This window comes from Kribbella sp. NPDC026596, assembly GCF_040638415.1.
Taxonomy (GTDB): Bacteria; Actinomycetota; Actinomycetes; order Propionibacteriales; family Kribbellaceae; genus Kribbella.
The window spans coordinates 1-13,739 of sequence record NZ_JBEZYF010000059.1; the positions used below are offsets into that span (position 1 = coordinate 1).

The 13,739-nt window shown below is 68.3% G+C and carries 8 protein-coding genes and 1 pseudogene; 4 read left to right on the plus strand and 5 right to left on the minus strand.

What is annotated here, in order from left to right; genetic code table 11:
- Together AB0E63_RS34955 and AB0E63_RS34960 are read left to right on the plus strand one after the other, a co-directional pair.
- A pseudogene (locus tag AB0E63_RS34955) lies at positions 1 to 703 on the plus strand (alpha-galactosidase); the annotation flags it as partial.
- A gap of 91 nt (positions 704 to 794) precedes the next feature.
- On the plus strand, positions 795 to 1,820 hold the full coding sequence (locus AB0E63_RS34960; RefSeq protein WP_360375674.1) for a LacI family DNA-binding transcriptional regulator: 1,026 nt from the start codon (positions 795 to 797) through the stop codon (positions 1,818 to 1,820).
- Here the strand turns inward: AB0E63_RS34960 and AB0E63_RS34965 are convergent.
- From AB0E63_RS34965 to AB0E63_RS34980, 4 genes are all read right to left on the minus strand, one after another.
- On the minus strand, positions 1,796 to 3,703 hold the full coding sequence (locus AB0E63_RS34965) for a beta-galactosidase (RefSeq protein WP_360375676.1): 1,908 nt from the start codon (positions 3,701 to 3,703) through the stop codon (positions 1,796 to 1,798). The two genes, AB0E63_RS34960 and AB0E63_RS34965, sit on opposite strands and share 25 nt — an antisense overlap.
- A 4-nt stretch (positions 3,704 to 3,707) precedes the next feature.
- A complete protein-coding gene (locus tag AB0E63_RS34970) occupies positions 3,708 to 4,613 on the minus strand; it encodes a carbohydrate ABC transporter permease (protein WP_360375678.1) in 906 nt (301 codons plus the stop codon).
- Positions 4,610 to 5,497, minus strand: a complete 888-nt coding sequence (locus AB0E63_RS34975) for an ABC transporter permease subunit (RefSeq protein ID WP_360375680.1) — start codon at positions 5,495 to 5,497, stop codon at positions 4,610 to 4,612. The genes AB0E63_RS34970 and AB0E63_RS34975 overlap by 4 nt, the downstream gene beginning before the upstream one ends.
- 88 nt (positions 5,498 to 5,585) lie before the next feature.
- Positions 5,586 to 7,253: an ABC transporter substrate-binding protein gene (locus AB0E63_RS34980; protein ID WP_360375682.1), complete on the minus strand. Its 1,668-nt coding sequence runs from the start codon at positions 7,251 to 7,253 to the stop codon at positions 5,586 to 5,588.
- A gap of 106 nt (positions 7,254 to 7,359) precedes the next feature.
- On the opposite strand from AB0E63_RS34980, the gene AB0E63_RS34985 reads away from it, so the two are divergent.
- Both AB0E63_RS34985 and AB0E63_RS34990 read left to right on the plus strand, forming a co-directional pair.
- A complete protein-coding gene (locus AB0E63_RS34985; RefSeq protein WP_360375684.1) occupies positions 7,360 to 8,550 on the plus strand; it encodes an ROK family transcriptional regulator in 1,191 nt (396 codons plus the stop codon).
- A 183-nt stretch (positions 8,551 to 8,733) separates the two neighbouring features.
- A complete protein-coding gene (locus tag AB0E63_RS34990) occupies positions 8,734 to 11,529 on the plus strand; it encodes a glycoside hydrolase family 3 C-terminal domain-containing protein (RefSeq protein ID WP_360375686.1) in 2,796 nt (931 codons plus the stop codon).
- On the opposite strand, the gene yicI is transcribed toward AB0E63_RS34990, so the two are convergent.
- The gene (gene yicI, locus AB0E63_RS34995; RefSeq protein WP_360375688.1) at positions 11,478 to 13,727 is read right to left on the minus strand and encodes an alpha-xylosidase; all 2,250 of its coding nucleotides are present in this window, start codon (positions 13,725 to 13,727) and stop codon (positions 11,478 to 11,480) included. The genes AB0E63_RS34990 and yicI overlap by 52 nt on opposite strands.
- Positions 13,728 to 13,739: the final 12 nt, after the last annotated feature.

Genomic DNA, 13,739 nt, shown 5'->3' on the forward strand with positions numbered 1-13,739 from the left:
CAACACCATGACCGGTCCCGGCACCGACAAGGGCGGTACGTCGCTCGGCCACGGGCTGCTCGAACACCAACGGGCGCTGCTCGACTGGCTCGACGCGGTCCAGGCACGGCACTCCGATCTGCTGATCGAGAACTGCGCGTCCGGGGCGATGCGGATGGACTACGCGATGCTGTCCCGACTGCACCTGCAGTCGACCTCGGACCAGCAGCACCCGTTGCTCTACGCACCGATCACCGCGGCCGCACCGGCCGCCGTCCTGCCCGAGCAGGCCGGCCACTGGGCCTACCCGATCAGCGGCACCACGCAGGAGGAGTTCACGCTCGCCCTGGTGAACGGCATCCTCGGTCGGCTCTACCTCTCAGGCCATCTCAACCAGATGACGGCCGCCGAACTGGACCTGATTCGATCCGCGTTGGCCGCGCACCGCGCCGTACTCAAAGACCTCGAGACTCTGGTCCCGCACTGGCCGCTCGGCCTTCCGGCGTGGGACGACGAGTGGCTAGCCCTCGGCCTCGGCGACTACCTGGCCCTCTGGCACCGCACTCCCGGCCCAGCCGAAATCACCCTTCCCCTCCCCCAGGCACCCATCGCGCCCCTGTTCCCGACGGACGCCGACGGCTGGACCTACACCTGGTCCAGCGACGCACTCACCGTCAGAACCGAGCTGACCGAGCCGTCGGCGCGGATCATCCAACTGGGCTAGCTCGCGACACTGCCGCGTGCCGAGAGAGATGGGCTAGTCGAAGCGCTTCGACTGCTGTAGAAAGGGGACAACCACACGAAGGAGTACGACGATGGTCACGATTGGGGACGTTGCTCGGCACGCCGGGGTGGCGGCCAGCACGGTCTCCTACGTGCTCAGTGGGAAGCGGTCGATCTCGTCGGACACCCGTGAGCGCGTGCAGCGAAGTGTCCAGGCGCTCGGCTACCGGCCGAATGCGAGCGCCCGCGCACTGGCCAGCCAGCGGTCCAACGTGCTCGCGCTGGTGATCCCGCTGCGGACCGGCATGCACGTCCCGGTGATGATGCAGTTCGCCGCCGCGGTCGTGACCACGGCCCGCCGGTACGACCACGACGTACTGCTGCTGACCGCTGACGAAGGTCCGGACGGCCTCGAGCGGGTCGCCCAGAGCTCGCTCGTGGACGCGCTCGTGGTGATGGATGTCGAGCTGCACGACGAGCGCGTCCCGGTGCTGCGGGAACTGCCGATGCCGTCGGTGCTGATCGGGTACCCGGACAGCGCCGACGGGCTGACCTGCATCGACCTCGACTTCGTTGCCGCCGGCGCGCAGTGTGTCGACCACCTCGCGGATCTCGGGCACCGGTCGCTGGCACTGCTCGGTACGCCGTCCGCCGTGTACGAACGGCAGACCGGCTTCGCGCAACGCACGCTGACCGGGTTCGCCGAAGCTGCCGAACGGCGTGGGGTGCTCGGGGTCGAGACTCCGTGCGAGCACACCTTCGACGCGATCCTGCACACCGTCGAGCAGCTCCTCCACGACCACCCGGACATCACCGGACTCGTCGTCCAGAACGAGCCGATCATCGGCCCGCTCCTCGACGTCCTGCGCCGGCTCGGCCGCCGGGTGCCCGAGGACATGTCGCTGGTGGCGATCTGCGCGGACGACGTCGCCGAGCGCCAGGTCCCGCAGCTGTCGTCGGTGACCATCCCGGCCGAACAGATCGGCGATCAGGCCGTCGAGTCGCTGATCGCCAAGCTCGAGGGTGGCGACGTACCCGAGCTGACCCTGCTCCCGCCGACGCTTACGGCGCGGGCGAGCACCAGCCAGGCGCGTCACGGCGACCTGAGCACCGCATAACCGCCAGGTGCCAACGGCAGCTCGCCGACGACCAGGTTGGTCCCCTCGGCTGGTACGTCGACCTCCGCATCACCGTGGTTGAAGAGGAAGGTCCACGTGGTGTCGCCGTCGCGTCGCCGGACGATCTCGACGGGCGACGTCGTCAGCCCTAGCAACGTCGCTGCCGTCTCGTCATCCAGCTCGGTCGACACGTACCAGGCCGTGCCCGCGCCCACCTCGCGTCGGGTGATCGCGGGCTTCCCGTCCAGCACTCCCCCGGCGTACCGGTCCACGACCTCGGCCGAGACAGCCCGCACGTCCTCGCTCCACAGCCGCCCGCGCCCACCGGACGACAACGCGACCCCGCCGTCGGCCGGCAACGGATGGAACTCCTCCACCCGCACCCCGAGCAGCTCCGCGAACGCGCCCGGATACCCGCCGAGCCGGACCCGCACGTCGGGATCCACGATCCCGCTGAAGTACCCGACCACCAACTGCCCGCCACCCTCCACATAGGTGGTCAGAGCGGCCGCGGCCTCATCACTCACCACGTACAAGCTGGGCGCGACAACCATCTTGTACGACGAGAGATCAGCACCAGGAGACGCGAAGTCGACCGTCACGCCGGCCCGCCAGAAATGGCGATGTGCGGACCGCACCGCGGCCAGGTAATCCAGCGAGGACGACGGCAAATGCGTCCCCTGCATCGCCCACCAGGACTCGACATCCCACAGGATCGCGACGTCCGCGACGACCGTACTGCCCGCGGCCTCGGCCAGCCGGGGCAGCACCGACCCGAGCTCCACGACCTCCCGGAACATCCGGCTGTCCGCTCCGGCATGCGGAACCATCGCCGAGTGGTACATCTCCGACCCACCACGCGACGCCCGCCACTGGAAGGACAGTGCACCCTGAGAGCCCCGAGCGATGTGCGACAGGCTGTGCCGCGCCATCCGCCCCGGCTCCTTCGCGTGCAGCCGATGCTCGTCGTTGAGCGTCCCCGCCGCCTGCTCCATCAGCAGCCACGGCTTCCCGCCGGCCCACGAGCGCGCGAGATCAGCACCGAAGGCGGTCTGCTCCTCGGCGCCGATCCCGGTCTCGTCCGGATAGTGGTCGATGGCAACGACATCGACCTCGGCCGCCCACTGTGCATGGTTCACCGGCACCCAGCCGCCGAAGACGAAGTTTGTCGTGATCGGCAAGGCCGAACGCTTTCGGAGCTCGGCCTTCTGTTCCCGGTACGCCGCCAGCAGCTCGTCGGACCAGAATCGTTTGCAGTCCAGGAACTGCGTCGGATTCACCAGGTACTGCGTCCTCCGCGGTGGCTGGATGTCCTCCCACTCGCCGTACCCCTGGCTCCAGAACGCCGTCGTCCACGCCTCGTTCAGCCGGTCGAGCGAGCCGTACCGCTCCCGCAACCACGTCCGGAATCGCTCCGCCGCCAAGTCGCAGTGACACGTGGTCCCGTACTCGTTGTGGACATGCCACATCGCTAGCGCCGGGTGATCGTGATACCGCTCGGCCAACGCCCGCGCGATCCCACGGGCGGCCTCCCGGTACGCCGGTGCGCAGGCGCAGTACGTGTCCCGGCTGCCGTGCGTCAGTCGTACGCCGTCAGCCGTGACCGGCAACGCCTCCGGGTGCAACCGGCTGAACCACGGCGGCGGTGAGGCGGTCGGCGTGGCCAGATCGACGCTGACACCGCCTTCATGCAGCCCGTCGAGCACCTGATCGAGCCAGCCGAACTCGTACCGCCCCGGGGACGGCTCCAGACTCGACCACGAGAACACTCCGACGGTCACCAGGTTGACGCCGGCCTGACGCATCAGGTCGACGTCCTCCTTCCACACCGCCGGGTCGCACTGCTCCGGGTTGTAGTCGCCGCCGTACCAAAGTCGCGTCATGCCCCTAGCCTTTCACCGCGCCGATGATGACGCCCTTGGTGAAGTGCCGCTGGATGAACGGGTAGACGAGCAGGACCGGCACGATCGCAATCACCACGATCGCCATCTTGATCGCCAGACCAGGCGCCGGCGCCATCCCGAGACCGACGCCGCTCGCCACCCCGCCGGCTCCGGTCGGCAGCGGTTGCTGCTGGACGATGTAGGTCCGGAGCACCATCTGCAGCGGCCACTTGTTGTTGTCGTTGATGTAGAGGAGCGCGTTGAAGAACGCGTTCCAGTAGCCGACCGCGTAGAACAACCCGACCACCGCGACCACGGCCTTCGACAACGGCAGCACGACCCTCCGCAGGATCGCGAACTCCCCGGCCCCGTCGATCCGCGCACTGTCGATCAGTTCCCCGGGGATCCCCATGAAGAACGACCGCATCACGATCAGGTTGAAGGCCGACACCGCGGTCGGCAGCACCAGGGACGCATAGTTGTCGATCAGTCCGAGCGCGTTGACCACGAGATAGCTCGGGATGATGCCCGGCCCGAACAGGAACGTCAGCAGTACGACGAACAGCAGCGGCCGATGGAACAACGACCCCGGCCGCGACAGCCCGTACGCCGCAAGCACGGTGATCCCGAGGCTGAACGCCGTACCGATCGCAGTGATCACCACGCTGATCATCAAGGCACGAGTCACCACGCCCCCGGACAGCAACTGCACGTACGCCGCCGCCGTCAGCTCCCGCGGTACGACGACCAGCCCGCCGGCCCGGGTCACGGCTTCGGTGGTGGACAGGCTCGTCACGACCACGACGTACAGCGGGAACGCCACCGCAAGCGCGATCAGCGTCAGCACGACCGGCTTGCTCAGCCGACCGACCGCGGTCGGCTCTTCTTCCCAGACAGCCCTTGTCGTCATGAGCGCGAATACACCCCCTGCTCGCCCACCATGTGCGCGAATCGGTTGGCTACCAGGACGAGGATGAGGCCGATGACGCCCTTGAACAGGCCGGCGGCAGCGCCGTACCCGAAGTCGCCGACGAGCAGGCCCTGGTAGTAGACGTACGTGTCCAGCACCTCCGCGGCACCGCCGCCGACGGCGCTGCGCTGGAGGATGAACTGCTCGAAGCCGACCGTCAGCGCGTCACCGAGCCGCAGGATCAGCAGCAGCACGATCACCGGCCGCAGCCCGGGCAGCGTGATATGCCACAGCCGTCGCCAGCGGTTCGCGCCGTCGGCCGCGGCGGCCTCGTAGAGCGCCGGGTTGATGGTCGACAGCGCGGCGAGGAACACGATCATCCCCCAGCCGGCGTCCTTCCAGACCGACTGCGCGGTGACGAGCAGGATGAACGTGTCCGGCTTCGTCATCAGGTCGATCGCCTGGTGACCGTTGTCGCGCAGGGTCTGCGCGAGCAGGCCGGCACCGCCGATCATCTGCTGGAACAGCGACACGACCAGCACCCAGGAGAAGAAGTGCGGCAGGTACACGACGCCCTGGATGAGGTTGCGCAGCTTGCTCGACAGCACACTGTTGAGCAGCAGGGCCAAAGCGATCGGGATCGGGAAGAAGAACACCAGCTGGACGGCGGTGATCGACAGGGTGTTCGCGACCGCCTTCCAGAAGGCCGGCTCGGAGAACATCCGGCTGAAGTTGGCGAACCCGATGAAGTTACTCCCCCGGATCCCGGCGTACGGCGAGTAGTCCTGGAAGGCGATCACGTTCCCGAGCGTCGGGAAGTAATGGAACACCCCCAGCAACACCACCACCGGCAAAACCATCACCAGCAACGGCCAGTCCCGCACGAACCGATGCCGAAAACCCGCCCCGCCACGTTTCGGACGTTTTCTGGATCGGTTGGGCTCTGGGGAACGCTCCGCCTTCAGCGGAGGCTTAACGACCGTTGTCACTGAGCACCTTGGCGTAGAAGTCGCGGCCTTCGTTACCGCCGTTGGTCTGCCACTGCTTGACGGCCGTCTTCAGCTCGCTGACCGGCCGGCGCCCGCGGAAGATGTCCTGCAGCGCGTCGTCGAACGGCTGGTTCAGAGCCGCCATCTTGGCCGGCTGCTCGACCCGGATGCCGTCGAACAGACTCTTCTGCCGGACCTTGGCCGCCGCGTTCTGCCATTCGCTCATCGCCTGCACATACCCCGGATACTCGCTCTCGGTGATCGCAACCGGCCGTCCGCCAAGGAAGATGTAGGTCTGCGACACCTCCTTCTGTCCCAGCGCCGTCAGCTTCGGCGCACCGTTGCTCTGCCGGGTGTAGTGCTTGCCCTCGACCCCGTAGTTGTAGAGCTGGTACTCCTCGGTGCCGAACGGCGCGGCCGTGTAGTTCAGAACCCCGAGCAACTCCTTGATCCGGGCCTCGCCGAGCCCCTTCTTCATGAACGTGAAGATGCCCGCCGGGTCGCCACCCCAGACGATCGGCGCGCCTCCGTCGTGCGCGAACGGCATCACCGGCTGCGGGTTGAATTTCGGGTTGATCGTCAACTGCCGCTGCAAAGCCTCGTGCCAGCCACCCAGACCGTTCTGCCGGATGACAAGTTTGCCGCCCTCGAACAGCGCGTTCTGATCCGCGGACGCGTTCCCGACCACCTCGGGATGCACGTAGCCCGCCTGGAACACCTTGCGGACGAACGCGACCGCCTCCTCGAACTCGGGAGTCTCGATCTTGTTGACCAGCTTGCCGTCCGAGCCCTTGCGCCAGTCGGCCGGCGCCCGGAACGCCCGGACCACCTCGTCGGCGATCGCGCCGAAGGCCCAGCGGTTCGCCTTCGCGTCGGTGAGTTGCTTGCCCAGGGCCAGCAGGTCGTCGGCCGTCTTCGGCGGTTCGGCACCGACCTGGTCGAAGATGTCCTTGCGGTAGAACAGCGCCCACGGGAACCCGTCGCCGGGGAACGGAACCGCCTTCAGCTGCGAGTTCCAAACGCCGTACGCCCAGGCCCGGGTCGGCAGGTTCGCCAGCATCGGGTACGCCGACGCCTTGTCGCCGGCCAGGTACGGCGTGAGGTCCTCGAACAGCTTGTCCGCGGCCTGGCTGAACCGGGTCAGGCTGGAGATGTTCCAGCCCGGGATGCAGAGCAGCTCCGGAACGTTGCCAGCCGCAAGGATCGGGCCGAGCTTGTCGCCGTAGTCGTTGCCGTTCAGGATGTTGAACCGGACCGGCGCCCCGATTCGCTCGTTGTTGGCGTCGTAGTAGGAGTTGTTGCCGAGCCCGGGCGGCAGCGGGCTCCACAGCGGCGTCATCGCCGACACTTCCTTGCCGCTGGGCACCGCCTTGTCCGGCACCGCCCGCTGCAGCTGGCTCGGATACTTCGAGAAGCCCGGTGACGCGCCGTTCTCGCCCGGAAGGTCCGGCTTGACCGACTCGTACGGGATGTACTTCGGCAGCAGACCGGTCAGCTTGTCCTCGGTCTCGGCCCGGCCGGCCGTCGTCGCGGCCTTGCCGTCCGAGCAGCCGGTCAGCGTGACACCGCCGACCGCCGTCGCCGCGGCGCCCGCGCCGAGCAAGGAGATGAACGTCCGGCGGCTGGTGGCGCCGCCCACTGGTCCGGTCATAGTTGATCCCTTAGAATTACTTGGGCTGGTAGCCAAACAAATTAGCTCAGAGCCGACAGCGCGACAAGGTGTAGAACTGACCCAGGACTCAATCGAGGGACGGACCTTGACCACACAGACCGCGGACCACACCGACATCCGCGCCACCAATCTGGCCGCGGTGCTCGGCTACCTGCGCCGCGAGGCTCCCTGCTCGCGGGCCGCGATCGCGTCGGGGACCGGGCTGAACAAGGCGACGGTGACGAGCATCGTGTCCGACCTGCTCGACCGGCGCCTGGTCCGCGAGACCCAGCAGACCCAGAACCACGTCGGCCGTCCGGCGACGCTGCTCGTGCTCGACGGTTCGGCGTACGCCACGATCGGGCTGGAGGTGAGTTCGCGGGGGCTGACCGCGCTCGGCTGCGACACGGCCGGCGAGCAGGTGCTGCGCTGGCACCGCGCCGGACCGGGAGTCGATGCCGGACCGGCGAAGACGATCGCGGCTCTGGCTGCGCTGGCTCGACGGGCGATCACCACGGTCCAGTCGTCGGGCCGGCGGGTCCTCGGGATCACCATCGGCGTACCGGGACTCGTGAATCGCGAGGGCGCCGTCGTACTCGCGGCTGGGCTGGGCTGGCGGGATGTCCCGCTGCGGGCCGAGCTGGCCGCGGCGCTCGGGCGGCCGGACATCCCGGTGACGGTCGAGAACGATGCGTCGCTGGGGGTCCTGGCCGAGCATCTCTACGGCCCACTGGCCGGTACGGCGAACCTGATCCAGCTCACCGGGGACACGGGCGTCGGGGCCGGGATCATCGCCGACGGCCGGCCGCTGGAGGGGCACCTCGGCTATGTCGGCGAGATCGGTCACCTGCGGCTGGTGCCGGACGGGCCGGTGTGCGGTTGTGGGCGGCGCGGTTGCCTGGAGGCACTCGCGAGCCTGCCGGCGATTCTGTCCCGGATCGACGGTCCGGCCGACGCGGATCCACAACTCCAGCTCGAGCAGCTGATCCGACGGGCGGACGCCGAGGACGCGACCGTCACGAAGGTCCTGACCGAGGCCGGCACCCATCTGGGCCACGGGATCGCCGCGCTGGTCAACATCCTCAACCCCGAGGTGGTCCTCCTCGGCGGCGCCTACGCGTTGCTGGCCACCCACCTCATCCCGGCCATCGACAAGGCCCTCCGCGAAGCCACCATCGCCCCCAATGCCGGCGGCTGCACCCTCGCCCCCTCCACCTTCCCCCACACCGCCACCCCCTTAGGCGCCACCGCCCAAGCCCTGACGCCGCTCACCAAAGGCCAACTCCCCACCCGCTAACCCACCTCCCCCGCCCCAACTCCCCACCCGGTGGGGAAAGCGTGTGCCGAGGGAGCTGGTGAGGTCTTGACCTGGGTGGCTGGGAATGCCACGCTCTGTTCACGCCCATCGTCGAAGCGCTTCGATCACCATCTTCGTCCAGTGCTCGAAGCGCTTCGACATAGCCCGTGGAGTCGATCGCCGATGAGCACTCCAGCTCCGCCTCCCCCGTTCCGCGACCCGGCCCGGCCGGTCGGCGAGCGGATCGACGACCTGCTTGCCCGGCTCAGCCCGGACGAGAAGACCGCGCTCCTGCATCAGCACCAGCCGCCGATCGACCGACTCGGTCTGGACGCGTTCCGCACCGGGACCGAGGCCCTGCACGGGGTCGCCTGGCTCGGCCCCGCGACGGTGTTCCCGCAGGCGATCGGCCTCGCGACCAGCTGGAACACCGACCTCGTCCGCGCGGTTGGCGCCGCGGTCGGCGACGAGGTCCGGGTCTTCCATTCCAAGGACCCCGTCGGCGTCGGTCTGAACGTCTGGGCGCCGGTGGTCAACCCGCTCCGCGACCCGCGCTGGGGACGCAACGAGGAGGGGTACGCCGAGGATCCCTGGCTGACCGGCGTCATCGCCACCGCCTTCGGACACGGTCTGGCCGGCGACCACCCGGCGTACCTGAAGACCGCACCGACCCTCAAGCACTTCCTTGCCTACAACAACGAAACCGACCGCTGCACGACCTCGAGCAACCTGCCGCCCCGGGTGCTGCACGACTACGAGCTCCCGGCGTTCCAGGCCCCGATCGAGTCCGGCGCGGCCGTGGCGGTGATGCCGTCGTACAACCTGGTGAACGGACGGCCCGCCCACCTCAGTCCGCTCATCAACGACGCGCTCCGCACCTGGACCACCGACGATCTGCTGGTGGTCAGCGACGCGTACGCGCCCGCCAATCTCTTCGGCCTGCAGCAGTACTACCCCGACGGCCCGACCGCGTACGCCGCCGCACTCAGAGCCGGCGTGGACAGCTTCACGCAGGACGACTCCGACTCCGCTTCGACGATCGAGCACCTGACCAACGCGCTCGAGAGCGGTCTGATCACTGCCAAGGACATCGACGCCGCGGTCCGGCGAGTGCTGGCGATCCGCTTCCGGCTCGGCGAGTTCGATCCACCCGAGCTCGACCCGTACCGCTCGCTCGAGCCGGATCTGGTCAACTGCCCGGCACACCGCCAACTCGCCCAGGACGCCGCCCGGCAGGCCATCGTCCTGCTCAAGCACGAGTGCCAGGTTCTCCCGCTCTCGGCCTCGGAGATCAAGCGGATCGCCATCGTCGGCCCGCTCGCCGGCACCCTGTCGGAGGACTGGTACGCCGGGACCCTGCCGTACCAGATCACCGCGCTGGACGGAATCATCGAGCGACTGGGATCGGACCGCGTCGAGTACTGCGAGGGCGTCGACCGGATCACGCTCCGCGTAGCCGGCTCATCGTCGTACCTGGCTATCGGTGCGGACGCCGTACTGCGGGCCGAGGCCGAGCCTGGTGAGTTCGATCTCTTCGACTGGGGTGGTGATGCATGGGCGCTGAGGTCGGTGCGGAACGGCCGGCACCTGACCGTCACCGACGACGGTGAGCTAGTCGCGGACCAGCCCGGCCCGAACGGGTGGGAGGTCAAGCAGACCTTCCGGCTCGTGCACACGTCTGACCAGTTGACCATCCAGCATCTGCACAGCGGGCGCTATCTCCAGGTCGACACGACCGGCGCCGTCACCCTGTCCGACCAGGCCACCGCCTTCGAGCTCGACATTGTGATCGACGGCGCCACCCGGGCCGCCGAAGCCGCTGCCCGGGCCGACGTCGCGATCGTTGTTGTTGGCAACCACCCGCTGGTGAACGGCCGGGAGACCGAGGATCGTGCCAGCCTCGACCTGCCTGCCGCGCAGGACCGGCTGATCCGTCAGGTCCATGCGGCCAACTCGCGCACGGTCCTGGTGATGAGCAGCAGCTACCCGTTCGGGATCGGCTGGGCGCAGCAGCACCTACCGGCGATCCTCTGGTCGGCGCACGGCGGCCAGGAGTACGGTCGCGCGCTGGCCGACGTACTGTTCGGCGACACCGACCCCGCCGGCCGGCTGACGCAGACCTGGTACCACTCCGCCGCGGACCTGCCCGATCTCCTCGACTACGACATCATCGCGACGGACGCGACGTACTTGTACTTCCGAGGCACGCCGCTCTACCCCTTCGGCCACGGGCTCAGCTACACAACCTTCGCGTACGGCGATCTGCAGCTCAGCGCACCCTCCGTCCCGGCGGACGGCCAGGTCCGGGTCACCTTCACGGTCACCAACACCGGCGATCGCCCGGGCTGCGAGATCGCCCAGCTGTACACCCACCAGCAACGCTCACGCGTCAAGCAACCACTCCGGCAACTCCGCGGCTTCCAGCGAGTCTCCCTGCAGCCCGGACAGACAACAGACGTCGAGCTCACCGTCGCTACGGCCGACCTCGGCTTCTGGGACGCGACCCGGGACCGTCACTGCGTCGAGACCGCGCGCCACAGCATCATGGTCGGCCGTTCCAGCACCGATCTCCGCCTGACCGCAACCCTCGATGTCCGCGGCGAACAGATCCCACCACGTTCGCTCGACCACCTCGCGGCCACCAGCTTCGACGAGTACTGCGCCATCACCATGACCACCGCGTCGCCTGAGCGCGGCGACGCGGTCATCTCCCTGGAACCCCAAGCCTGGTTGGCCTTTCACGACGTCCTGCTGGACGACCGCGAGAGCTGTCACGTCTCAGCCGCCAACCGCGGACCGGAGCCGGCCACGATCGAGCTACGCCTGGACGATCCGCTGCACGGCGAACTGCTGGGCACCATCGCACCGACGGACCAGCTGACCTCGATCGCCACGGAGCTGGCACCGGCGAGCGGAGTCCAGACGCTCTACGTGGTCTTTTCGACGGCGTCCGTCGTACTGGAGAGCGTGACGGTGTAGCCGTCGCAGACACCCTCCACCACCCGGGACTCGACCTCGCCGTCGTGGAGGGTGAGCTCGATCGCCGCGGCCACTCCCCCGTTGGCGTCCGGCAGTTCGACGGTAGTTGTGAGGCCCTCGGATGGGGCGAACCAGCGGAGGTCGACGCCGTTGGCCCAGTCGTATTCGGGTCGGTCGTCGACCGCGCCGATCGGGATCACCGCGCCCTCGCGGACGAACACCGGCAGGCTGTCGAAGCCGTAGGTCTGCCGCACCCAGCGCGGGCCGGCGATCACGTCACCGGTCAGCAGGTGGGTCCACCGGCCCTCAGGGAGGTAGAAGGAGACCTCGCCGTCCCAGCTCATCACCGGAGCGACCAGCAGGTCAGGACCGAGCATGTACTGGCGGTCCAGGTGCGCGACAGCCGGATCGTCGGGGAACTCCAGAATCATCGGCCGCATCATCGGCACCCCGTCGTGATGCGCCTCGGCCGCCGCCGTCATCAGGTACGGCATCAACGACAGCTTCAGCTTGGTGAACCTCCGCAGTACGTCGACAGCCTCGTCGTCGAACGCCCACGGGACCCGGTACGACGAGGAGCCGTGCAGCCGCGAGTGCGACGAAAGCAGCCCGAACGGAACCCAGCGCTTGAAGATCGCCGGGTCGGGCGTGCCCTCGAACCCGCCGATGTCATGACTCCAGTAGCCGAAGCCGGACGCGGCCAGCGACAGCCCACCACGCAAGGACTCCGCCATCGCCTCGAACGTCGACTCGCAGTCGCCACCCCAGTGCACCGGGAACTGCTGCCCGCCCGCGGTCGCCGAGCGGGCGAACAGTACGGCCTCGCCCTCGCCGCGGTTCTCCTTCAGCAGATCAAAGACGGCGGCGTTGTAGAGCTGGGCGTAGTAGTTGTGCATCCGCTCCGGGTCGGAACCGTCGTACCAGGCGACGTCGGTCGGGATGCGCTCGCCGAAGTCGGTCTTGAAGCAGTCGACACCCAGATCGATCAGTGCCTGCAGCTTCGAGCGGTACCAGGCGGTCGCGTCCGGATTGGTGAAGTCGACGATCGCCATGCCGGCCTGCCACATGTCCCACTGCCAGACCGACCCGTCCGGGCGCTTGAGCAGGTACCCGAGCCGGCGGCCCTCCTCGAACAGGATCGAGCGCTGGGCGATGTACGGGTTGATCCAGAGGCTGACGCGCAGACCGCGATCCTTCAGCCGGCGGACCATCCCGGCCGGGTCCGGGAACGCGATCGGATCCCAGACGAAGTCGCACCAGTGGAACTGCCGCATCCAGAAGCAGTCGAAGTGGAACACGCTCAACGGCAGGTCGCGCTCGGCCATCCCGTCGACGAAGGCGCTCGTGGTCTCCTCGGTGTAGTCGGTAGTGAACGACGTCGACAACCACAGCCCCATCGACCACGCGGGAACGCGGGCGGGCCGGCCGGTGAGGCCGGTGTAGCGGCGCAGGACGTCCTTCGGGGTCGGGCCGGCGAAGACGTAGTACCTGAGCTCCTGGCCTTCGAGGCTGAACTGGTTGCGCGAGGTGACCTCCGAGCCGACCTCGAACGACACCCGGGCCGGGCTGTTGACGAGGACGCCGTACCCCTTGCTGCTCAGGTAGAACGGGACGTTCTTGTAGGCCTGCTCGCTCGACGTACCGCCGTCGGCGTTCCAGCTGTCGACGATCTGACCGTTCTTCACCAGCGCGCCGAAGCGCTCACCGAGGCCGTAGATCGTCTCGCCGACGCCGAGTGCGAGTTGCTCGTGCAGGTAGTGCTTTCCGCCGGCGTCGGTGATCAGGCCGACGCTGCGGGCACCTGAGTTCGTCAGCGGGCGCCCGTCCTGCTCGAACCGCACGTCCCACGGCCCCTCGAGCTGGACGACCACGCTCAGCTCACCTGAGGTCAACCGTGCCTCCGCGGCGCCGACGTCCACCTTCACCGGGTGATCGTCGTCGGTGTCCAGCTGGTACGTCGGCCGCGCGGGCAACCCGCCGAGGTGGTGCGCGATCCGGACCCCGATCACGCCGCGGGTCGGCGAGGAGAACGTCACCGTGAACATCGGCTGGTTCAGCGTGTCACCGCGCCGCTCGATCCGCTTGGCCGGCGCGAACACGGTCAGCTCCCGCTCGCCTGCCACCACACTCTCGACCTCAGCCGGCCGCAACCGCTCCAACCCCGCCCGCAGCTGCCAATACCCATCGGTGAACTTCATCGCGGAGCCTCT

Coding starts and splice junctions, on each gene's coding strand:
- AB0E63_RS34970 (WP_360375678.1), bottom strand. CDS start 4,613: ATGACGACAAGGGCTGTCTGGGAAGAAGAGCCGACCGCGGTCGGTCGG.
- yicI (WP_360375688.1), bottom strand. CDS start 13,727: ATGAAGTTCACCGATGGGTATTGGCAGCTGCGGGCGGGGTTGGAGCGG.
- AB0E63_RS34965 (WP_360375676.1), bottom strand. CDS start 3,703: ATGACGCGACTTTGGTACGGCGGCGACTACAACCCGGAGCAGTGCGAC.
- AB0E63_RS34990 (WP_360375686.1), top strand. CDS start 8,734: ATGAGCACTCCAGCTCCGCCTCCCCCGTTCCGCGACCCGGCCCGGCCG.
- AB0E63_RS34960 (WP_360375674.1), top strand. CDS start 795: ATGGTCACGATTGGGGACGTTGCTCGGCACGCCGGGGTGGCGGCCAGC.
- AB0E63_RS34980 (WP_360375682.1), bottom strand. CDS start 7,253: ATGACCGGACCAGTGGGCGGCGCCACCAGCCGCCGGACGTTCATCTCC.